The sequence below is a fragment of the Coleofasciculus sp. FACHB-1120 genome, from assembly GCF_014698845.1.
GTDB lineage: Bacteria > Cyanobacteriota > Cyanobacteriia > Cyanobacteriales > FACHB-T130 > FACHB-T130.
In genome coordinates, this window is the sequence record NZ_JACJTV010000010.1 from 62,680 (window position 1) to 83,896 (window position 21,217).

Annotated in this window: 21 protein-coding genes; 15 read left to right on the forward strand and 6 right to left on the reverse strand. The window is 48.0% G+C overall.

Annotated elements, in window-relative coordinates:
• Positions 1–431 precede the first annotated feature (431 nt).
• Entirely contained in the window at positions 432–2,072 is a 1,641-nt protein-coding gene (locus tag H6H02_RS11770; RefSeq protein WP_190817815.1) for a serine/threonine-protein kinase, read from the forward strand.
• A 111-nt stretch (positions 2,073–2,183) separates the two neighbouring features.
• Here the strand turns inward: H6H02_RS11770 and glp are convergent, their stop codons facing one another.
• On the reverse strand, positions 2,184–3,425 hold the full coding sequence (glp, locus tag H6H02_RS11775) for a gephyrin-like molybdotransferase Glp (RefSeq protein WP_190818044.1): 1,242 nt from the start codon (positions 3,423–3,425) through the stop codon (positions 2,184–2,186).
• A 296-nt stretch (positions 3,426–3,721) separates the two neighbouring features.
• Here glp and H6H02_RS11780 point away from each other — a divergent pair, with 296 nt between their 5' ends.
• From H6H02_RS11780 to H6H02_RS11800, 5 genes are all read left to right on the forward strand, one after another.
• Positions 3,722–4,264 (forward strand): RDD family protein, encoded by a 543-nt coding sequence (locus tag H6H02_RS11780; protein WP_190817817.1) that lies wholly within the window; start codon positions 3,722–3,724, stop codon positions 4,262–4,264.
• A gap of 50 nt (positions 4,265–4,314) precedes the next feature.
• Positions 4,315–4,509 carry a 50S ribosomal protein L33 gene (gene rpmG / locus H6H02_RS11785; protein WP_190412570.1) on the forward strand — a complete coding sequence of 65 codons (195 nt, stop codon included), beginning with the start codon at positions 4,315–4,317 and terminating at the stop codon, positions 4,507–4,509.
• Between the two features lie 86 nt (positions 4,510–4,595).
• Entirely contained in the window at positions 4,596–4,811 is a 216-nt protein-coding gene (rpsR, locus tag H6H02_RS11790; RefSeq protein WP_190412875.1) for a 30S ribosomal protein S18, read from the forward strand.
• Between the two features lie 129 nt (positions 4,812–4,940).
• Positions 4,941–7,001 (forward strand): RNB domain-containing ribonuclease, encoded by a 2,061-nt coding sequence (locus H6H02_RS11795; protein ID WP_190817819.1) that lies wholly within the window; start codon positions 4,941–4,943, stop codon positions 6,999–7,001.
• A gap of 182 nt (positions 7,002–7,183) precedes the next feature.
• Positions 7,184–7,990, forward strand: coding sequence for a tetratricopeptide repeat protein (locus H6H02_RS11800; protein WP_190817822.1), 807 nt, complete (start codon positions 7,184–7,186; stop codon positions 7,988–7,990).
• A gap of 120 nt (positions 7,991–8,110) precedes the next feature.
• On the opposite strand, the gene H6H02_RS11805 is transcribed toward H6H02_RS11800, so the two are convergent.
• Together H6H02_RS11805 and thiO are read right to left on the reverse strand one after the other, a co-directional pair.
• On the reverse strand, positions 8,111–8,290 hold the full coding sequence (locus H6H02_RS11805; RefSeq protein ID WP_190817824.1) for a ssl1498 family light-harvesting-like protein: 180 nt from the start codon (positions 8,288–8,290) through the stop codon (positions 8,111–8,113).
• A gap of 191 nt (positions 8,291–8,481) precedes the next feature.
• Positions 8,482–10,497, reverse strand: a complete 2,016-nt coding sequence (thiO, locus tag H6H02_RS27635) for a glycine oxidase ThiO (RefSeq protein ID WP_190817826.1) — start codon at positions 10,495–10,497, stop codon at positions 8,482–8,484.
• An 829-nt stretch (positions 10,498–11,326) separates the two neighbouring features.
• Between thiO and bchL the strand changes: the two genes are divergently transcribed.
• The 4 genes from bchL (at position 11,327) to H6H02_RS11830 (ending at position 14,419) form a co-directional block, all read left to right on the forward strand.
• Positions 11,327–12,193: a ferredoxin:protochlorophyllide reductase (ATP-dependent) iron-sulfur ATP-binding protein gene (gene bchL, locus H6H02_RS11815; protein ID WP_190817828.1), complete on the forward strand. Its 867-nt coding sequence runs from the start codon at positions 11,327–11,329 to the stop codon at positions 12,191–12,193.
• 127 nt (positions 12,194–12,320) lie between these two features.
• Entirely contained in the window at positions 12,321–12,746 is a 426-nt protein-coding gene (locus H6H02_RS11820) for a DUF5331 domain-containing protein (protein WP_190817831.1), read from the forward strand.
• Positions 12,734–12,901, forward strand: coding sequence for a DUF5331 domain-containing protein (locus tag H6H02_RS11825; protein WP_190817833.1), 168 nt, complete (start codon positions 12,734–12,736; stop codon positions 12,899–12,901). Before H6H02_RS11820 ends, H6H02_RS11825 begins: the two co-directional genes overlap by 13 nt.
• 111 nt (positions 12,902–13,012) lie before the next feature.
• A complete protein-coding gene (locus H6H02_RS11830) occupies positions 13,013–14,419 on the forward strand; it encodes a ferredoxin:protochlorophyllide reductase (ATP-dependent) subunit N (RefSeq protein ID WP_190817835.1) in 1,407 nt (468 codons plus the stop codon).
• A 97-nt stretch (positions 14,420–14,516) separates the two neighbouring features.
• Here the strand turns inward: H6H02_RS11830 and H6H02_RS11835 are convergent, their stop codons facing one another.
• On the reverse strand, positions 14,517–14,702 hold the full coding sequence (locus H6H02_RS11835; protein WP_190817837.1) for a hypothetical protein: 186 nt from the start codon (positions 14,700–14,702) through the stop codon (positions 14,517–14,519).
• Positions 14,703–14,728: 26 nt separating this feature from the next.
• On the opposite strand from H6H02_RS11835, the gene H6H02_RS11840 reads away from it, so the two are divergent.
• From H6H02_RS11840 to H6H02_RS11850, 3 genes are all read left to right on the forward strand, one after another.
• Complete coding sequence (locus H6H02_RS11840; protein WP_190817839.1) at positions 14,729–14,959, forward strand: hypothetical protein; 231 nt, start codon at positions 14,729–14,731, stop codon at positions 14,957–14,959.
• 231 nt (positions 14,960–15,190) lie between these two features.
• A complete protein-coding gene (locus H6H02_RS11845) occupies positions 15,191–15,748 on the forward strand; it encodes a hypothetical protein (RefSeq protein WP_190817841.1) in 558 nt (185 codons plus the stop codon).
• A gap of 83 nt (positions 15,749–15,831) precedes the next feature.
• Positions 15,832–16,476, forward strand: a complete 645-nt coding sequence (locus H6H02_RS11850) for a DUF3318 domain-containing protein (protein ID WP_190429385.1) — start codon at positions 15,832–15,834, stop codon at positions 16,474–16,476.
• Positions 16,477–16,634: 158 nt separating this feature from the next.
• Here H6H02_RS11850 and H6H02_RS11855 read toward each other — a convergent pair whose 3' ends face one another.
• Positions 16,635–18,113: an esterase-like activity of phytase family protein gene (locus H6H02_RS11855; protein ID WP_190818046.1), complete on the reverse strand. Its 1,479-nt coding sequence runs from the start codon at positions 18,111–18,113 to the stop codon at positions 16,635–16,637.
• A gap of 197 nt (positions 18,114–18,310) precedes the next feature.
• Positions 18,311–19,099: a 7-carboxy-7-deazaguanine synthase QueE gene (locus H6H02_RS11860; protein ID WP_190817843.1), complete on the reverse strand. Its 789-nt coding sequence runs from the start codon at positions 19,097–19,099 to the stop codon at positions 18,311–18,313.
• 482 nt (positions 19,100–19,581) lie between these two features.
• Here H6H02_RS11860 and H6H02_RS11865 point away from each other — a divergent pair, with 482 nt between their 5' ends.
• Complete coding sequence (locus H6H02_RS11865) at positions 19,582–20,577, forward strand: exopolysaccharide biosynthesis polyprenyl glycosylphosphotransferase (protein ID WP_190817851.1); 996 nt, start codon at positions 19,582–19,584, stop codon at positions 20,575–20,577.
• Positions 20,578–20,599: 22 nt separating this feature from the next.
• Positions 20,600–21,049: an anti-sigma regulatory factor gene (locus tag H6H02_RS11870; RefSeq protein ID WP_190817853.1), complete on the forward strand. Its 450-nt coding sequence runs from the start codon at positions 20,600–20,602 to the stop codon at positions 21,047–21,049.
• The last annotated feature ends 168 nt before the right edge of the window (positions 21,050–21,217 follow it).

The following is a 21,217-nucleotide window of genomic DNA, read 5'->3' on the forward strand; positions in this document are numbered from 1 at the left end:
AGTGCGATCGCTTCTCCGGGTAAGTTATGTTGCGATCTCCAGCACCCCTCAGCATTTTTGCCCTTTGTTATTCCAAAATTTTGCCCTCACGTCCACATAGAATGAGAGTTTTAGGGGTAACACCAGTCACATCTAGCGCTTCCAGATGTGCTATCAAAGAGATGGAAACAATTTTGGTGCTTAATCCCGATCCACTTCTTTTGTTCGCCAGTTGTTTGATTACAATTTAATACCATCTATACTGCAATGTTCGAGGGAAATCTTGGCATTTGCAGGAGTACATCATTTTTCAATTCTTTAAGCAAAGATTAATCGTCTTTAGCAACTCTTTAAAGAATTGTCCGTAAATGTACCATGCTTATTGTTTATTAATGCCTCGATAATTTAAGTTAGGGTAGCAATATCCGGTTTCAGCATCCCGGTGAGTCTGAATGAGCTACTGCCTCAATCCCGCCTGTCCAAATCCACAAAACCACGACCACGCCGAAATTTGTCGGTCCTGTGGCTCAGAACTCCTATTGCGAAAGCGCTATCGGGTCAGTCAAGCGCTGGGACAAGGAGGTTTTGGAGCGACCTTTTTAGCTGAGGATGAGTCTTTGCCTGGGGGACCGAGTTGCGTCATCAAGCAACTAAGACCAGCAACGACTGTAGCCCACGTTTTACAAATGGCACGCGAGCTATTTGAACGAGAAGCCAGAACCTTGGGAAAGATTGGCAATCATCCCCAAGTGCCACGGCTGTTGGATTACTTTGAAGACAATCAACAGTTTTATTTAGTCCAGGAGTATATCAGCGGCCTGACGCTACAGCAGGAGGTGAAAGGATCGGGCCCTTTAAGCGAAGCCGGAGTCAAGCAATTCTTAAGCGAAATCTTACCCGTCCTGCATTACATCCACAGCCAGCAGGTGATTCACCGGGACATCAAACCCGCTAACTTGATTCGCCGCGAACAAGACCGCAAACTGGTTCTGATTGACTTTGGAGCGGTGAAAAACCAAGTCAGCCCAACAACGGCAAATAGTGGCTCCGAGCAAACCGCTTTGACGGCTTATGCAATTGGGACGCCCGGATTTGCCCCGCCCGAACAGATGGCAATGCGCCCGGTTTATGCTAGCGATCTGTATGCAGTGGGGGTTACTTGCGTTTATCTGCTGACTGGAAAATCGCCAAAAGACTTAGATTACAACCCGTCAACGGGTGAAATGCTCTGGCGAAAGCAGCTTCAGATCAGCGACCATTTTGCCGATGTTCTCAAAAAATTGCTTGAGGTTTCGGTTCGTCATCGCTATCAGTCTGCTGAGGAAGTCTTGAGAGCACTTGACCTGGAACCGTACCTCGATAGCTTGGAGCAAGGCTTAACGAATAAACCCAACAGCACGCAGCGACAACCCCAAACAAGCAATCGCTATAACAACTCTGGAGATTTAAGCAGCCCAACCCTTTCCTCAACTCCTTCGACTGGCACCACAGCCTCAGAACGTCTGGCGATGGCAATTCGAGCGCGTCGAGAAAAGTTAGGAATGACAGGGCCGCAAACCGCAGGAAGTGTGTACAAGCCAGGTGTTGCTACCGGCGCTGGTTCTCCGCCGACGATGCTCAAAAATAGCGGTTCTAATGGCAATGCTAAGTCAAAAGTTCCTGCCAAGTTGGATGCCGTTGGTGTGTTAACTGCCTATACCAAAGGCAGACGAGACTTTGCCTCTCAAGATTTAAGCGCGCTGAACCTGCAACGGGTTAATTTATCGGGAGGCATTTTTCATCAGGCTAAGTTAAATAAAACCAACCTTCAGGGAGCTGACCTGTCAAGTGCCGATTTTGGTAGGGCAAGTTTAGTTGGGGCAATTCTGAAGGAGGCAAATCTGGGCAGAGCTTACTTCAGCACGGCGAATTTGGAAGGAGCTGACCTACGTGGTGCAGATTTGAGCTTTGCCTATCTCAATCATGCGAATCTCCGAGGCGCGAATTTGTGTGGCACTAATCTCACGGGAGCAAAAGTTAGCGAGGAACAGCTAGCGCAGGCAAAAACGAATTGGGCAACGGTTTTACCCAGCGGTAAACGCGGTTTTTGGTAATTGGAAAGGGGGAAGGAGAGCGATGAGTTTTGAGCGAGCAGAAAGTTCTGGGATTCAAAACTCAAAACTTCAAAACTCAAAACTTCAAAACTTTTACCCCGACTCTTGGGGTTAGCCTATCGGCAAAACTTGCACCGGCTCTCCAGATGGAATGAAGGTTTGACCCGCTGGTAAAACAGCGAGACCATTGGTTTGAGCGAGATTAATCAGATTACCAGAACTGTGACTACCGCCAGCTAAATGAAATTCATAGGCACCGTTTACTAAATTCATCTTGCCCCAAAGGTAGCTTTCCCGTTTGCCGTCTGAGCGCAAATCGTGATGCGATCGCGCTTGTACAAACTTTGGCTCCCAGCCATCAGCGAGACCGGCAAGTTTTCTCACGGCTGGCTGCACAAATCGCCAAAAACTTACCAAGGAGGAAACTGGATTTCCCGGTAGACCGAAGTATAAGACAGGACGCTGGGCGTTGGGAAATCTGGCGACGGTTAAAGGTTTACCGGGTTTAACCGCAACAGCACGGATATGAATCTCAGCACCGAGTTGGGCAAGAATTTCATCCACATAATCGTAGTCGCCTACGGAAACACCGCCGGAAGAAATGACCACATCAGCAGTGGCGACGGCTTGCGCGATCGCTTTCTTGAGTGCCTCTGGTTCATCCCTGACAATCCCCATCATCTGAGGTTCTGCGCCCGTCTGAGCCACTAATGCAGCGAGGGCGTATTGATTGGAGTCCACGATCTGACCGGGCTTCAGGGGTCGATCCGGTGTCACCAATTCGTCGCCAGTGGACAGAATTGCTACGCGAGGGCGTCGGTAAACGGGCAATTGGGTACACTGAGCTGCTGCTAAAATAGCGATTTCTGGAGCATTCAGTCTAATCCCCCCTGGCAAAAGGGGAGTTCCCGCCTGGTAAAAAGCTGCCCGGTGACGCACAAAGGCTCCTAATTCTGCTGGAGCAGCGAAGATAAATACTTGCTTCTCCTCCCGTCGCGTCACTTCCTGCATCACTACAGTATCAGCGCCCTCTGGCATCACCGCACCTGTCAAAATGCGGGCAGTTTGCCCAGTTTGGAGCGATCGCTGCGGTTGATATCCGGCTGGAATCTCCTCTACAATTTCCAGCACTGCTGGCTGTTCGGCGCTAGATCTGGATACATCGGCAAATTGCACTGCATACCCATCCATTGCTGAGTTAGTCCAGTGGGGAAAATCCAATTCGCTCGTCACCGCCGCTGCTAGAATCCGACCATTGGCACGTGAGAGGTCTATAACCTCAGCATCCATCTGGTTATCTAGAGGTTGCACTAAATCAAAAATGATTGCCTCTGCTTCTTTAACCAACAGCATCGCCATCAATCCAGCCTCTCATCTCAAGACTTGTCTAAAAAATTGTCACTCAGTAAGACGCTGATTTATCGCATCTACAGGTTAGTTGCATTGCATCGCGGCTCTTTTAACAAGATATCTGTGAATCGCTTTTGTCTATCCGATGAAACCGACTCCTGCCAGTTAATGGGAGGGTGCTTTTTAAAGTGCTATACCCCTACAGCCGTCGCTCCTATCAATGCATTCACGGACAATGAACAAAAAGCGGATAGCTGAAAGCTTAATATGGAAATAGACCGTCGGAAAAGCCATTTTTCATGCGTAACGAACTGACCAACCGCCGATTACCTAAGGTTCCAATTGAGCGACGGTGTATTGCTTTTGCGATTGATTTTCTAATTATTTGGCTGTTTAGCTTGCCCTTTGGGACAAATACTCCAGGGGTTCCCATTGCACAAATCCTGGTTTTCATAGTCGCATGGCTGGCTGGGCGAGTGATTCTGGTTGCTAGAAATCAGGGACAGAGTGTCGGGCGCTGGGCTTTGGATATGAAAGTCGTCGATCCCAAATACCGCAAAACGCCGGGGCTTTTTGAGTTATGCAAGCGCGAAGGGATTCTGGGATTCGCGGCTGTTTTGGCGATGGTGGGATTGACCATTGGGGTGTCGAACGGGATCTCTTTGCTGCTGTTGATCAGCCCTCTAGCGGTGGATTGTGGGGTGGCTTTTGCAGATGCTGAGTGGCAACAAGCTTTTCACGATCGCGTTGGGCGAACTTGTATCGTCCAGACGCGCCGGGGTTATTCTCTAGATATCCGAGTCAAAAAATTACTTGCTCAAGTGACTCGTCGTATGAAATAATATTGGTTTGTGTTTAATTTTGTCCTCTTGAATTTTGTAGAAATAGCATTATGGCAAGTAAGAAGGGGGCGCGCCTGATTGTGACGTTGGAATGTACCGACTGTCGCACCAACATCGCCAAGCGATCGCCGGGTGTTTCCCGATACACAACCACCAAGAACCGCCGGAACACGACGGCGCGGATTGAACTGAAAAAGTTTTGCACCCACTGCAATCAACATACCGTCCACAAAGAAATTAAGTAATCATCAGTCCTGAGTCATTAGTTTTTGATTAATGACCAATGACTGCTGAGTGCTGAGTGCTGACAATTAACAACGAACCACCAACGATGACTTACTTCCGTCGCCGCCTTTCCCCAATTAAACCTGACGAACCCATCGACTACAAAGATGTCGATTTGTTGCGGAAATTTATTACAGAGCGGGGTAAAATACTGCCTCGCCGAATTACAGGTCTAACAGCCAAGCAACAACGAGATTTAACCGTAGCAATTAAGCGGGCACGCCTTTTGGCTTTGTTGCCCTTTATTAATCCTGAAGGTTAACTCAATTTTGGATTGGGGATGGGTGGATTTTGGACTTAGATCGAAAATCTACAATTTACAATCGCCACGCCGCTAAACTGGTAGATAGATGGGCTGTCCAATGAATGCTACTGCGTAAGCCAAAAACTTGTGGAGAAAGGAACGTTAATTGAGTTTCGGCTGCATGGAGAGCGGCGTCTTGCTGTTGCAGAACGTCAAGAAGGCAAAACGCACTGGATTGTGGTAGACGAGAAAGGTCAATCCCACACCATCCATCCCCGACAAATGACCTATAAGATTGCAGGTGAAAGCTATAAACCTGCACAAATTTCCAGCTTCCTCCAAGAGGTACAGCGCTACCTGGACCCAACTGGATTGGAGGTAGCATGGGAATTATTGGTAGAGGATGGAACGAGCGTTACAGATGTGGAAATGGCGTCAGTGCTGTTTTCTGACAAAAGTGCTCCCCTGTGTTACGCAGCGTACTATTTGCTATCTGAAGATAGACTTTATTTCAAGCAAAAAGGCGATCGCTACGAGCCGCGTCCTGCTACTCAGGTAGCAGAACTGAAACATCAGATAGAAGTCGAAAAAGAACGACTCTTGCGGCGACAAGAATTTGTAGAGCGGGTGCAAAAGGCACTCGCTGGCGAACAGGTCGAGTGGAAACGCCGCGAACGCCAACGCCTGGAAGCCATTGAAAAATATGCGGCTCTGTTGACAGATGTCGTTCGTGCTGGACTCAATCAAGAATCTCTGAATCGCGCCTATCCCCCTCCAGCACCTGTTTTGGAAACCATGAACGAGCTTGGACGCCCCGGAACTCCCCAAGCTGCGTTTCAACTGCTGGTGGATTTGGGATTGTGGAGTCCTCACGAAAATCTGTATCTGCGGCGCAGTCAGATCCCCGTTCACTTTCCAGACAAGGTGATAGAAGTGGCTAAGCAGTATGCTGAGTTCGCGCCGAACGATACGGATGAACACCGATTAGATCTGACTCATTTGAAGGTATACACGATTGATGATGAAAGTACCAAGGAGATAGACGATGGCTTGAGTATGGAAACTCTCGCCGATGGGCGTCAGCGGCTTTGGATACATATTGCCGACCCCTCGCGCTTGGTTTCGCCAGGAGACGAATTAGACTTAGAAGCTAGACGGCGCACCACGACGTTGTATTTACCGACGGGGATGATTCCGATGTTCCCGCCGAGTTTGGCAACCGGGCCAATGAGCTTAGTGCAAGGAAAAATTTGTTGGGCGCTGAGCTTTGGCGTGCTTTTGGATGAGAAGGGTGCCGTAGAGGACTATCGCATCAGTGCCAGCTTAATTAAGCCGACCTACCGCCTGACTTACGAAGATGTGGATGAGATGCTGCAACTGGGTATCCAGGCAGAACCAGAGATAGCAGCGATCGCTGCTTGGGCGAAACGTCGTCAATCATGGCGGCAGTCCCAAGGATCGATTAACATCCATATGCCAGAGGCGATGATTAAAGTAAATGGTGACGAAATCATCATTGAAATTTTGGAAGACTCACCCGCACGCCAATTGGTGGCAGAGATGATGATTCTCACGGGTGAAGTTGCCGCCCATTACGGCAAAACTCACAATATTCCCCTGCCCTTTCGCAGTCAACCTCAACCTGAACTTCCTTCAGAAGAAGAACTATTGCGGCTGCCAGCGGGACCTGTGAGGTTTTGTGCAATGCGGGGATGTATGCCCCGTAGCGAAATGAGTATCACACCAGGAAGACACGCCGGTTTGGGGCTGGAAACCTACACTCAGGTAACATCTCCGATCCGCCGCTACACCGACTTGCTGGCGCATTTCCAAATCAAGGCGCACCTGCGCGGTGAACCCACCCCTTTCTCAGCGCAAGAGTTACAAGAAACGATGCTGGGTATCGGCACCGCCGCCCAAGAAGCAAGGTTAGTGGAACGCCAGACAAATCGTTATTGGGGTTTGGAGTATCTGCGGCGTCATGGCGATCAGGTTTGGCAAGCGCTGATGCTGCGATGGTTGCGAGAAGATGACAGATTAGGATTAATTTTGTTAGAAGATTTGGGATTGGAGTTGGCGATGCGGTTTACCCACTCGGTGGCACTAGGCGATCGCTTAGAAGTCCGAGTCAGCCACGCCGATCCTCGGCAAGATGTCATTCAGTTCCGCCAGCTTATCGATCAGGAAGCTCAGCCAGCTGGCATGTAAAAAAAAGAGTGCTGAGGGCTAACTCAAGAGGATTGAGTGAGAAAATAGTGCTGAGGACGGACTCAAGAGGAAGAAAAACAAAATAGCATTTCACATTTCTCTGATGCTTATTTTCTACCTCAAAGCTCGGTCTTCAGCTTTCAGTCCTCAGTCCTTTCCAGCGGGGCGAGAAAAGACAGGCTATGAATAACATTCGCAAAACTATCGCCATTGTCGGAATCACCACCGTACTTGGTAGTGCGCTTTCTGCTGTTACCTCTGCTCAGTTGCCACCCAGTCAGTTGCTAAGTGCCGCTGATAATAACAAGGTAGCGATGAGCGCGGTTGATTTATACAACCGGGGCGTTGATAAACTGGATTCCGGTGATTATGAGGGGGCGATCGCAGATTTTGACGAAGCGATCCGGCTTTCTCCCCAGGATGCAGAGTCCTATTACAATCGGGGGTATGCCCGTCACATCCTCGGAGCTTACCAGCAAGCGATCGCAGATTACACTGAGGCGATTCGGATTAATCCTGAGTACGGGAATGCTTACGGCAACCGGGGATATTCCTACTATCTTCTCGAAAATTATCAACAAGCGATCGCTGATTCTACTGAAGCGATCCGGCTCAATCCCAAAGATGCAAGTGTCTACATCAACCGAGGCAATGCCTACGACGATCGAGGAGAAACTCAAGCCGCAATTGCCGATTTTAACCAAGCCTTACAAATCGACCCCAAGAATGCCAGAGGTTATTACAATCGAGGTTTGGCTTACAACCGGCTAGGCGAACACGCCAAAGCACTTGACGATTATACTCAGACAGTAAATTTAGATTCTAAATTTGCTGAAGCCTATTACAACCGGGCAATTACCTACTTACGATTAAATAATCGCCAAGCCGCTGTTAGGGATTTTCAGAAATCCGCAGACCTTTTTAAATCCCAAGGAAGAACAGAAAGTTACCAAGACGCGCTAGAAGCAACAAAAAGCCTTCAACGGTAAACCCACGTTCAATTCCAAGTAGAAGGCAAAAGACAAAAAAACGGAACTCTGTTGGTTTTAATGTTTAACTTTTTACTTTTGCCTTGTTTAACCCATCCCTGAAAAGCATCAGGTGGCTGCTTAACCTACATTGGATGCCGAAATGGCAACAAACATTAAGCTGCTGAGCAGAGCGATCGCCCCAATTCCCAGAAAGAGGTAGTTGCGCTGTTGCTCCTTGGTTGGAGGTTCTGCTTTGTAAACTTTGGGTTCTACTGCGAAATTGTTCAAACGTCCACCGTCTTCAGTTGTATAGCGCATGAATGATATCCTTGTATTTCCTTAATTTTGTAAATAATTGTAACAAAGAATCGAGTCACTCCACTCTATCTTTTGCATGAATTTTTTACACAACTTCAGGTAGAGGCGAGAAGCTCGGTGGCAAATAAGGGTAGGGATGCCTAGGAGAAGTTAAATTTACCTTCTCCTTACCCCCTCAGTTTCTTGATTCCTTAGCTGGTAATGGTGCCAGTCAAGGGAGAACTGGGATTAGCGTAGACTTTCACAGGAATTCGTCCGGCTTGATAGGCGAGACGCCCAGCCTCCACACCCAGAGCCATTGCGCGACCCATCGCGGCTGGATTTTTTGCCCCAGCGATTGCACTATTGATCAACACGGCATCAGCCCCCATCTCCATTGCCTGCGCTGCCTCACTGGGCGTAGCCAGTCCGGCATCCACCACCACCGGCACCCCAGCATTCTCAATAATGATTTCAATATTCGCTGCATTCTTGATGCCCTGTCCGGAACCAATCGGAGAACCCAAAGGCATCACCGTCGCACAGCCAACCTCTTCCAATCGTTTAGCCAGTAAGGGGTCAGCATTGATATAAGGCAGAACCGCAAAGCCTTCCTTCACCAGTTGCTCTGCCGCTTCCAAAGTGCCAATCGGGTCGGGAAGCAGATACTTTAAGTCAGGAATCACCTCTAACTTGACAAAGTTATTGTCTTCTTGACCCAAAAGCTTTGCCATCTCCCGCCCCAGACGCGCCACTCGAATCGCTTCTTCAGCCGTTTTACAGCCAGCCGTGTTGGGTAGCATCCAGATTTTTGTCCAATCCAACGCTTCAGCCAGTCCTTCATGTCCGGGTGCTTTTGTTTGTACCCGACGCACCGCCACCGTAACAATTTCGCAACCGCTAGCCGCAATACTTTGCTGCATTTCTTCGATGCTGCGATACTTGCCAGTACCAGTCATCAGGCGAGAGCGAAAACTCCGACCCGCAATAATTAAAGGATCGGCTGGCAGGGTTTCTAAGGAATGATTCATCTGTAGGGACGAGCCTTCTAGTCGCCCAGATTCAGAAGGATGGCTTATTTGGAGCATTTTGGGGGTTGCATTGATGGGTTTAGATCCAGCGTAGAACCTGGAGTAGTGAAAATGGTCTAACAGGGGATCGGACTTTTGCTCCCAAATCAGGTCTGCCACTAAGGAAGCCGTCACGGGTGCCAGCAAAATTCCGTTGCGGTAATGACCCGTTGCCAGCGTTAAATTCTCGCAGGCGCTAGAACCGAGAATGGGTAACTCGTCGGGTGTTGTGGGTCGAAATCCCCACCAAAATTCTTGGATGGGAAAGTTCTGCAAGGCGGGATAAAGGCGAATCGCACTTTCCAATAAGGTTCTGATTCCGGCTGGAGTGTTATGGGGTGTGAACCCCACATCCTCGCTAGTGGCTCCAACGATCAGTTGTCCATTCCGACGCGGCACGATGTAGATTTCTTCACCAAACAGCACCCGCTTGAGAGGCAATTCTTCCTGGCTGCCCCCAGGCACTTGCACCGATAGCATTTGTCCCTTTTTCGGGCTGACCGGAATTGGTAACAATTCATTTGACCAAGCGCCAGTGGCTAAGACATAGTTTTGAGCGCGAAAATCTCCAGATGCTGTTCTGACGCAGTTGATTCTCCGGTTCTGTTGTTGGAGTGCTTCAACTGCCACGCCTTCACGGATATCTACACCTAATTCCCGTACTGCCACCCGCAAGGCTTGAACTAAAGCCCGATTGTCTACTTGACCATCTTCGGGATACCACCAACCACCGACAACGTCTGAACCCAGTCCGGGTTGAATTTGATTGATCGCATCCTTATTTAACCAAAGTGCTGAGGACTGAGGCCTGAGTATGGAATTTTCTTCCTCAGTCCTCACTCCTTGTTGCTCAGCCCCGACATAAACGGGTGACAAGATGCCACTAGGCCAATAGCCGATGGATACTCCAGCGATCGCTTCCAGTTTACTTGCCCAGTCCGGATACAAATCCCGACTCCGCAGACATAAATCCAGCATTGCGCCGGTCGAAATCCCTTCTGCCTGGGGTGCCAGCATCCCAGCGGCGGCATGAGCCGCTGCGGAATTGAAGTCGCGGCACAGGACGGTGACGGTTGCCCCCCGCAAGCGAAGTTCGAGGGCGATCGCTAAGCCAATCGCACCGCCGCCGATGATGAGAATGTCACTTTCTGTATTCATATAGATATAGGCCGCTTTCACTAAAATCCGACTCTAAGGCTTTCCATAAATCGACGCATACGCCTTAGAAAAAAATGGCGTTCTAATTTAAGCCTAGTCAAGAAGCGTTCCCGATGAGCGGTAGCGATCGCCTTAGTCTTTGTCATGGCGAGGATGGCTTCGGAACACGAGGCGCTCCGCACTCGCCATCCCTCTCCCCCTTTCTGTGATTGATGTTAGCCTCATCTCTCCCTTCTGGGATCTTCTCTGTGACTATGACCTCAACTCGGATTTCTGGAAAACAGTCTCTCAAAAATTAATAATTATTCACCAAAATCCCCACCTTACTTGCAGATGCCTCTATGAGCCTTTTAACTAGCCATCTGCTTCAGCCAGTGTAGCCGATTAGGCGAAGTCAATCCGAGTTATCCGTGCAGTTTAAGACTTTCTCGACGACTGCGGTTGTCGCCAGAGTTCTTAATAGCCTGAAAGTCTCAGTTTCACGTTGTAGTGCCAGCGTGTTTCATTCCCTTGGGGATTTTTGTCTTTTGTTCCAAATTATTAAAAAAAAGAACCTAAAATCACTATGAGCTGTAAATTACAGTTTTATAAGCTTTTAGAGAGAAATGATAAAGATTATAAGAATACAATCTTCTAAATAATCGTGATTAGTACCCGATCCATTCCTCCAACCCCTTTATTTTCTGCGGCAGTTGGACAATAATGCAGTTCATACCCAGATAAAAAGCAATCTACGGCTGGCTTTCTTCGGCAGCGACTTTATTCATGCCCTGCCTAACACCAAAGACAACCATCCTGGTTTGAAATGAAACTATAGGAGACGAAGCGCGTGAAACTGTCAGTATACGGAAAAGGCGGAATCGGCAAATCCACAACCAGCTGCAACATCTCTGTAGCTCTAGCCAAACGCGGCAAGAAAGTCCTGCAAATTGGCTGTGACCCCAAGCACGACAGCACCTTTACCCTCACCGGCTTCCTGATTCCCACGATTATCGACACGCTTCAAGAAAAGGACTACCACTACGAAGATGTCTGGGCTGAAGATGTCATCTACAAAGGCTATGGCGGAGTTGATTGCGTAGAAGCAGGCGGTCCCCCAGCCGGTGCCGGTTGCGGCGGTTACGTGGTAGGCGAAACCGTGAAGTTACTCAAGGAACTGAACGCCTTCGATGAGTACGATATCATTCTGTTTGACGTACTTGGTGACGTGGTATGTGGCGGCTTTGCAGCTCCCCTCAACTATTCTGACTACTGCTTGATTGTCACTGACAACGGCTTTGACGCCCTGTTTGCAGCCAACCGGATTGCCGCCTCTGTCCGTGAGAAAGCTCGGACTCACCCCCTGCGTCTCGCCGGATTGATTGGCAACCGCACTTCTAAGCGCGACCTGATCGAGAAATACATTTCTGCGGTACCGATGCCGGTGCTAGAAGTATTGCCGTTGATTGAAGACATTCGCGTTTCCCGCGTTAAAGGCAAAACTCTGTTTGAAATGGCAGAGACTGACCCCTCGCTCAACTACGTCTGCGATTACTACCTCAACATTGCCGACCAGATTCTGGCGCGTCCAGAGGGTGTTGTGCCGAACGATGCTCCAGACCGCGAGTTGTTCTCCTTGTTGTCTGATTTCTACCTCAATCCCACCAAACCAGAGGTGAAGACTGAAGAACAAGAGCTAGATATGATGATGGTTTAGGGGTTTAAGGGAGGAGGATGACTCAATGCTTTTAGTGTCAATATTGACGTGCGTGTTTTTATGCACCATTCTCCAAACCAGATTATTTTCATCAGCATCAGCATCAGCATCAGCGTCAAGTCCAACTGTGAATACCGAGCATCTGCGTCAATCGGTCAAAGCTAAATGGCTAGATTACTACCAGGAAAATCGCCACTGGCTCAATCGTCTACAAGTTTGGGTGACATCTGAAGGGCAAAGACGCCCTACCTCTAGCTTTATTGTGGCAACCCTATCGACCCTAGATCCGCAATTTACTGAAATGCTTCCTCTAATGGTGGATCTCAATGCCGATCCCGATCGAATTGTGGCAACTTTAGGGCTAAATTTCGACCCCGATTTGGAGCTAGAGGCAGTACCGGCTGAGCAAACAAATGCAGATGATGAAGTCAAAATGCTGCCTGCTGCTCCTGTAACGGCTAATATCGCCCAATCACCCAGCCGCATCGCTGCCAAGGTGGATGAATCTTGCGAGGGAGTTTACAAAAAGCATCACTTTCCTTGGCAGCGTTAAAAGTTATCTCTAGTGTTGACTTAAGGAATGCAGATGCGCTGATAACGGTTTTGGGGTTGCATTTTGACCCAGACTTAGAAATCGCCAAACGCTCGGAAGACGCTGTCAAAAAGAAGGATACAGAAATTGTTGCTTTACTTGCAGATTCTGAGTAATTTGTCAATAGTTATCAGTCATTAAGTCAGATTTTTTTGTACATCGAATGACTAATAACGAATAACTTTTTGACTGACGACCAATTAAAAATTTGAGAGGAAACCTTTACAATGACCCTGGCAAATACAGAACCGGAAGCGCTTAATTTTGAGTGTGAAACTGGAAATTATCATACATTTTGTCCCATCAGCTGCGTAGCTTGGTTGTACCAAAAGATAGAAGATAGTTTCTTCTTGGTTATCGGCACGAAAACCTGTGGCTACTTCTTACAAAACGCGATGGGGGTAATGATTTTTGCGGAACCCCGCTACGCGATGGCTGAGTTGGAAGAAGGAGATATTTCGGCTCAGTTGAATGACTATGAAGAGTTGAAGCGGTTGTGTTTGCAAATTAAGCGCGATCGCAACCCCAGCGTAATTGTTTGGATTGGCACCTGTACCACCGAAATCATCAAAATGGATTTGGAAGGCTTGGCACCCAAGCTAGAATCCGAAATTGGCATCCCCATTGTGACGGCTCGTGCCAATGGTTTAGACTACGCCTTTACCCAAGGGGAAGACACCGTACTGGCAGCGATGGCTGCCCGTTGTCCCGATAAAGCGCCCGTGGTTGAAACTGAGAAGAAAGAAAGGAATGCGATCGCTTCTCTGCTCAACTTCGGCAAAAAGAAAGAAGAAGTAACAGCAGACGAAGAAGAATATGTTAAGCATCCGCCACTCGTTCTCTTCGGATCTCTCCCCGATCCAGTTGTTACCAATCTGACACTAGAACTGAAAAAGCAAGGCATTAAAGTTTCTGGTTGGTTGCCATCCAAGCGCTACACCGAATTGCCAGTTCTAGAAGAAGGCTACTACGTCTCTGGCATGAACCCCTTCCTCAGCCGTACCGCCACCACGCTGATGCGTCGCCGCAAGTGCAAACTCATCGGCGCACCCTTCCCGATTGGTCCCGATGGCACGCGCGCCTGGATTGAGAAAATCTGCTCGGTATTTGGGATTGAACCTAAAGGGCTAGATGAGCGGGAAGCGCAAATCTGGGAAAATCTGGAAGACTACGTCCAGTTGATTCGCGGCAAATCTGTCTTTTTCATGGGCGATAATTTGCTGGAAATCTCCCTAGCTCGTTTCCTGGTGCGCTGCGGCATGACTTGCCCAGAAATCGGCATCCCCTACATGGATAAGCGCTATCAAGCCGCTGAATTGGCGCTGCTAGAGAAAACTTGCCACGAAATGGGTGTATCAACGCCTAGGATTGTGGAGAAGCCAGACAACTATAACCAAATTCAGCGTATTTACGAACTCAAACCAGATTTGGTGATTACTGGTATGGCTCACGCCAACCCATTAGAAGCACGTGGTATCAACACTAAATGGTCGGTTGAGTTCACTTTTGCTCAGATTCACGGCTTTACAAATGCTCGTGACATTCTAGAATTGGTAACTCGTCCCCTGCGCCGGAATAACAACCTCAAGGATTTGGGTTGGGATAAGTTGGTAAGGGAAGAAGCGAAGATTTAGGAACCTCACCCCCTGCCTCTCTCAGCTTTTCAATGAGGGAAGTAAGTGAATACTAGGAGCGATCGCATCTAGATCGCTCCTATTACTTTTATCAAAGTCAGGTCATCTTGATAGAAGGGTCGAATTGCGATCGCTTTTTTACCCAACTACAGAGGACGCGAAGGAAGAGAGGAAGCGATCGCACTCCCATTTTTGCACTTGCGTAGCATTCCACCCTAGTTGAGTCAGAGGCAGCTAGAATTAAATGAAACTTTGCGCGATCGCTCAGGATCGTTCCCTGCACTAAAACGCGGTAGGAGAAAAAACTGTATGAAAACAAAATTATCTTTGGTTACGATCGCTTCTAGCACTGCGATCGCTAGTAGCATTTTATTGGGTTCAGTCAGTTCCGCTCAACCCTGTTCCCTTAGGTCTACTTATTATCGGGAACGGTACGAGCAAGCGAGTTGGTTAAGCTCTCCATTAGCAGCAGTTATGACATTACCTGGAATCGCCCTCGCAGCAGCACTCTATCTTGGCGGTCGTTCCTACCAGCGCTAGAAAAATTTGAACCGTACCGCAGGCATCTGGCGTTGCATTTTTCGTAGCAAATTTGTTGGAGAAACAAAAGACGCGAGCGCTTTCCTAGCTTCAAACAAAACCCCGATGGGAACAGCGCCAGAAGCGATCGCCCCCAGCCCTACCGAAAGACGGCTTTCTCTATGCCGTTGTCAGATAGCACGTTATACTGTGTCGTGTTATTCCTGCTCCACCTGACGCAGCGAGGCTGTCATGGGCGCTACTTTACGACAGATTGCCACGTATCTAGACAACCAAGGTTGGAAATACCATATCGACGAAGAAGCGTACCGGATTCTGACGGGTGTGCAAGCTGAAAACGTAGAAGAATTCTTGATTGTTGTCCAGCTGGATGAGGATGGGGAATTTTTTAAGGTATTTGCTCCGCAAGTCATATCTGGAGTTAAAGATCATCCTTACAAAGAAGCGATCCTCCAAACAATGCTATGCATCTCCTGGGAAACCAAAATGCTGCAATGGGAATATGACCCAAACGATGGCGAAATCCGTGCCATCATTGAGTTTCCCTTGGAAGATTCAAGTCTGACTGAAAAACAATTCAACCGTTGTTTGTCAGGTTTAATTCAAATTATTGATAATGTGGCGATTCCTCGACTGAAAGAGGTGATGGCAACCGGCAAAGATCCAGGCGATCGAGAATTGGGAGAAAGGCTACTGCTCACCCTTCAAGAAGAAGCTCCTGGATTACTGCAAATGTTGGAGAGAGCGATGGAAGCGCGTAAGAAGCGGGGACTATTCCCATCTGAGTGAATCTGAATCCGGGCACGAAGATCGCTATACTCCAAAGTAATAACCTTACGATTGAAAAGCGAATTTCCTGGGGCTGGACGACTATGACATCCTATGCAACCTCTTCTGCTAGAGCTGAGATGAGCGAACTCCGGCGGTTAAAAACCCTACTGCCGCCAGAATTGCAAAGCTGGGTAACAGTCGAAGGAACGACTGAAGTGAATCCACCCCTGATCCGCTGTGAAGAAATTGGCAAGGATCAAATTGAGGTTCAAATTGATCTGGTGAAATGGGATCAGCTAGCACTCGATCAGCGGAATTTGCTGTTTTGGCACGAAGTCGCTCGAATTCAAAACGACACCATCCCTAGAGATGGCTGGGAAATGGCGGCGCTTGCGATTGGTTTAGGCGGTGCTGTCGGCGAACTGTGGGTGCAGGATGGCTTGCTGTTGATATTAGCCTTGGCATTGTGTGGCGTCTCAGGCTGGAGATTGTATCAAAAAAATAGTGGGGAGAAGCAGGTAAAAGAGATGATTGAAGCGGATGAGAAAGCGATCGCGCTTGCCACCCGGTTTGGTTATTCCCTCCCCAACGCTTACAAAAGTCTGGGTAGCGCTTTGAAAGCTTTACTAGAGCTAACCCCAAACAAACGGCAACGGAGCAAATACGAAACGCGGCTTTCTGCTCTCAAGCGTAGTGCTGCCAAAGCCAAAGCTAAAGTCAAAGGCGCACGCGAGGACTCAATATAAAGACTCTTCAGATGCGATCGCATCCAAATCTTCGTTACCAGGCGTAAGCTGAGTAACGAGATTGAAGAATTCTTCTGTTTTACATGAGTGCCTGTTTTTCCCCAAATTCGGGTGTACCAAAGCTACACCCGAATTTGGGCGCTGTTTACATTGCTTTTTTATTGCCGCCGCTTAAGCAACAAACCGCCAAAACCCAGTAGCATTAATCCAGCCGTTGCCGCTGGTTCTGGCACTTTTTCCGGAGGTACAAACCCCTCTAACTCTGTAGCACTAGCTTTGAACGAGTAGAGGTAGCCTGGAAGTAATTTTTGTCCGCCGGGACAGCCGCTATCAATAGATACGAGAGTAAAGGCTGTACCATCTGTGCAAACATCCTGCTGACCAGCATCCCCCTGAGTAACACTAAAGTCGTTATCCGTGCCAAGGATAATTGCGTAGGAACCATCGGTTAGCTTAGGCCCGATTGTCAAACCTTCAAACTTCTCAGGGATTACTTGACCACTCGCCTTCAGCTGCGCTGCAACATCTAGAAACAGAGACTTGCTAACAGGTATTACGCCAGAGGGTAAAGTATTTGTACCTACCAAGCTGATGTTACTGACATCTGTGGCACCTGTGAGATCAATTTTGTAAACCCGCTTACTGGCAACTGGGGCTTCACTTAGAGGATCGGCTTCGCCCACGCCGCGATTATCGCGTTCCAGTACCAGGAACTCATTGTTATTGAGGGCGGTAATGGCGCTAATGCCAATATTACGACCTTGAGAATTCTGCCCAAAATCGTCATCAGTTCCGGGAATGCGATCGTTAATAGCGGCAAGACTTTCTAGCTGGTAAATATATTGGGCAACGCTATCACCTGTTGCCGTATCAAACTCCACAATTCTCAAGTTCTGGCTGCGTCGTCCATCGGGACTTCCCTCAGTTACTAGCGGGTCTTGCAGCATCGCATACAGTTTTTTACCGTCTGGGCTAAGAGTTACTCCCTCAAAGCCTCGGTTATCCTGGCGACCGCTAGTAAGGATTGGGCGACTATCGACATAGTTGGGAACGCTTCCAGCTAGAGGAAGTATGTTGCTGGGAGTGGCAAACGCCCGGATAAACGAACCAGTCGAAGTGAACTCATAAACAGAGGGGCCATACTCGTCTGAAACGTAGAAGTTGCCGTTGGGTGCAACTGCAAAGCCTTCTGGATCGAAGCTAAGACCAAGAATTCTGGTATCGCCGTTGAGTAACTGGGGGTTCAACCCGTTGAGGTTCTCACCGTCCTTAGTAAATAAAATGGTCTTCAGCAGATTGAAGTTGCTAATCGTCCCCGTGTTTGGGTCAACATCCAGCGAAAATTTCTGAACTCGCGTTTCGTAGGAAAGTACACCGCCTCCTGCACCGCGATCGCCCAAACCGTAGTACACATTCTCGTAGCGATCGTAATATAGATCCGAGAAAAAACCTAAGCGATTGATATTAGCACCACCATTGCCGCCATTAGTCAGGAATAGATCCGTACTTTCCCCTGGAATCGCCAGAGTATTAACCAGGGAAGCTGCATAAGTAGAGGTGGTATTTACCGCGATAGAGAGCGTAGATAGCGCCAGCGAGCAACTAACCGTCCAAAGCCAATGCTTTGCTTTCATAATGTCTAAGCCTCAGAACTTCTACTATCACGAGCATCAGACGGTTACTTTAAAAGCTGGTTAAAGATAACTTTAAAGCGGTTTTCCATACCGTAATTTCACATAAGTATCCCTGTTCTTCATCAATTCTTTATCCAAATACGCAAATCCACTAATCAGGATTCGTGGTTCCTGAGAATTCCCTATGAACCACGAACAATTCAAAGTTGCCCCAGCATTTTGTGAGTTTGTGGCACAACTCGCACTTGTTTGAGACTGTGCTTCATTAATGCCTGCCACTCCAGAACCTGCGTGGGGGTTGGAGCAAACACTGGCAGATGATGGGGCATTTGTAGGGGTGTCACTGGCTGTAAAAACACCGGGATAGCGGGGCTAACTGCTGCTACCAATTCAGCTGCCTGTTCCAGCTCAGATGGCTCAGTTTGGCTAGAAACAATTAACTTGACAAAACTATCAACCCGTGAGTCATAGCAAAGCTGGAGAAATTCCCTGTGCGCTTCCCACCACTGTTCTCCACTAACGCTAGGCAGCTTCATATCCATGCCTACAGAGTCCAGGAAGGGCAAAATCGGGGCTAGTTGTTCTGGACGATGACCGCCAGTTTCCAGGTAGACTGGCAACCCTGTAGAGTGGCGCAAAGCGGGTAGAAATTTGACTAGGAAGGGAGCATGAAGCAGCGGTTCGCCACCTGTGAGGCTGATGCTGTCGTGCAAACCGGGTTGATTTTGCCGTTCAATCCATTCTAGTAATACCGGGCTAGACACTGGATTGGAGTGGGTTTCAAAGTCTCTTTGCCCAGGTGTTCGCTCCACACTACACTTATCTGGAGCTAACCAGGTGTGGGCACTGTCACAAAAATGGCAGCGCAGGTCGCAGATGGCAAAGCGGATAAATATTTGGCGGGTGCCTACATTCAGTCCTTCCCCTTGAATGGCGGAGAAGACTTCAATTAGCCGCGCAGTGGGATAGTCGGCAGTTTTAGGGGTCATTGTTGCTCTGACTTGAGATGCGACTGATTCGCTCCGGACTCGGTTTACTCTAAGATTTCTATTAATTCCATTATCTGCCTTGAGTTCCGGATTAACCAGGCTGGAAGTATGCTTGACTCTCCGCGTGCTGCTTCTTAGCCGGGAGTTCGCCAGTCAGCCTTCCCGCCGCGTGATAGTTCTACAGATATTGATGATTCCGGTATTGATGATTCCGGTCGGTCACTGAAATCACTCAAATAAAGCTACAATTTTTAACCCCTGCCAAGCTAGTTTGCTCGTCGATTTCCACAGCAGCGGGTTCAAAAAACAATCTTGGTACAACTCCCAATTTCAGTGCTAGTATAGATTCTCCATCAAAGTTGATTAAGGTTGAATTATATCAAAGAATAAAATAATTCTTTACAAAAACTTTTGATGAAGTTCAATTGACTAATCTCAAATATTTTTCAAAATATAAAATGACCCCTTAGTACCAGGTTTACATGGTTGGACCCAGCCCCGATACAGATTTTCGGATTACGTTCTTTAACGACACTCCTGTAGTCCAGCTACCTCCTCGCCTTACTGTTCTTGAGGCGGTGGCTTTTAAGAAAAGCTGTCAGCAATTCCTACAAGAGAATGCCACCCAGCAATTAGTTTTTGATTTGAGTCAGACCAAATTTATCGATAGCAGTGGCATCGGTGCGCTGGTCAGCAATGTAAAGCTAGCGCGGGAAAAAAAAGTAGAATTAGTACTCCGGGGTGTCCATCCTCAAGTGATGGCAGTGTTATCGATGACGGGACTGGATCAGGTTTTGACGATCGAGCCACCAAGCCAAAGCGCAACGACAACCCCTGTCAAAAAATCAGAAAATCAGCTACCGGCGACTCATCCTTCCGTGCGCTCGTGGATTAAACGTGGCATTGACGTAGTGGGAGCGCTGGTAGGTTTAGCGATTACAGCAATTTTGTTTACTCCCATTGTCATTGCCATTAAGCTCGACAATCCGGGACCGATTTTTTTCAGTCAAATCCGTTGCGGTTGGATGGGAAGACGGTTTCAGGTATGGAAATTCCGTTCGATGTGCGTAGATGCGGAAGCCCTGAAAGACAAAATCGAGAATCAAGCCACAGGTGCCTTTTTTAAAAATGAAAACGATCCGCGAGTAACACGGGTGGGTCGAGTTTTACGGAAGACGAGTCTAGATGAACTGCCGCAGTTTTGGAATGTCTTGAAAGGGGAGATGAGTTTAGTCGGTACTAGACCTCCGACACCCGATGAAGTGGAACGCTACGAAGTTCCGGAATGGCAGCGTTTAGATGTCAAACCGGGAATGACAGGTGAGTGGCAGGTAAATGGGCGATCGCAGGTACGCAATTTTGAAGATGTGATTCGCTTAGATTTGCGCTACCAAGAGAACTGGAGCCTGATTTACGATCTCAAGTTAATTGTTAAAACAATCCTAGTTTTATTTCGCAAAAACAGTGGTGCTTATTAGGAAACCTCAATTACTTCTGTTAATGACAAAGGAAAAACCAATAGCACAATCTCGCCTTCAGGTGGAGACGGATTTAAATGCTTTAACAGAAGTTTTGCAATGGTTTGAGCAACTTACTCTACCTCTACTGCCCTATGAAATATGGTGGCAATCTCAGGTTGCCTTGACCGAAGGATTTACGAACGTCATTCGCCACGCTCATTTTTCATTAAAACCAACCACCCCAATTCAGATTGAGGTGAAAGTTTATAGTAACTATCTGGAAATGCGGATTTGGGATTATGGAAAACCCTTTAATTTGCAATCAAAGCTGCAATCAAAGCTGCAATTGGTGGGTCAAAAGGATTTTGACCCGCTGGAGAATGAAGGCGGGCGGGGTTTAATATTTATGCAACAATTCACTGATGAACTCGATTACACGCGAATGCCTGACGAACGGAATTGCTTGTTGATGCGAAGAAGAATTCGCTAAAACAGAAGAGGATTCGCTTTCTCATAGAGGTGCTGCCGTCTCGCACAACCGAGAGAAAATCTCATTTACAAGAGCGATCGCTCTGATAGACCGAGAAATAGACCGAGAAAAGGTCTGATTCTTCCTCAAAGACGATGCACGATTGTACCAACATATAGCTACCCCCGA

Coding starts and splice junctions, on each gene's coding strand:
- H6H02_RS11770 (WP_190817815.1), top strand. CDS start 432: ATGAGCTACTGCCTCAATCCCGCCTGTCCAAATCCACAAAACCACGAC.
- glp (WP_190818044.1), bottom strand. CDS start 3,425: ATGCTGTTGGTTAAAGAAGCAGAGGCAATCATTTTTGATTTAGTGCAA.
- H6H02_RS11780 (WP_190817817.1), top strand. CDS start 3,722: ATGCGTAACGAACTGACCAACCGCCGATTACCTAAGGTTCCAATTGAG.
- rpmG (WP_190412570.1), top strand. CDS start 4,315: ATGGCAAGTAAGAAGGGGGCGCGCCTGATTGTGACGTTGGAATGTACC.
- rpsR (WP_190412875.1), top strand. CDS start 4,596: ATGACTTACTTCCGTCGCCGCCTTTCCCCAATTAAACCTGACGAACCC.
- H6H02_RS11800 (WP_190817822.1), top strand. CDS start 7,184: ATGAATAACATTCGCAAAACTATCGCCATTGTCGGAATCACCACCGTA.
- H6H02_RS11805 (WP_190817824.1), bottom strand. CDS start 8,290: ATGCGCTATACAACTGAAGACGGTGGACGTTTGAACAATTTCGCAGTA.
- thiO (WP_190817826.1), bottom strand. CDS start 10,497: ATGAATACAGAAAGTGACATTCTCATCATCGGCGGCGGTGCGATTGGC.
- H6H02_RS11830 (WP_190817835.1), top strand. CDS start 13,013: ATGACCCTGGCAAATACAGAACCGGAAGCGCTTAATTTTGAGTGTGAA.
- H6H02_RS11840 (WP_190817839.1), top strand. CDS start 14,729: ATGAAAACAAAATTATCTTTGGTTACGATCGCTTCTAGCACTGCGATC.
- H6H02_RS11845 (WP_190817841.1), top strand. CDS start 15,191: ATGGGCGCTACTTTACGACAGATTGCCACGTATCTAGACAACCAAGGT.
- H6H02_RS11850 (WP_190429385.1), top strand. CDS start 15,832: ATGACATCCTATGCAACCTCTTCTGCTAGAGCTGAGATGAGCGAACTC.
- H6H02_RS11860 (WP_190817843.1), bottom strand. CDS start 19,099: ATGACCCCTAAAACTGCCGACTATCCCACTGCGCGGCTAATTGAAGTC.
- H6H02_RS11865 (WP_190817851.1), top strand. CDS start 19,582: ATGGTTGGACCCAGCCCCGATACAGATTTTCGGATTACGTTCTTTAAC.
- H6H02_RS11870 (WP_190817853.1), top strand. CDS start 20,600: ATGACAAAGGAAAAACCAATAGCACAATCTCGCCTTCAGGTGGAGACG.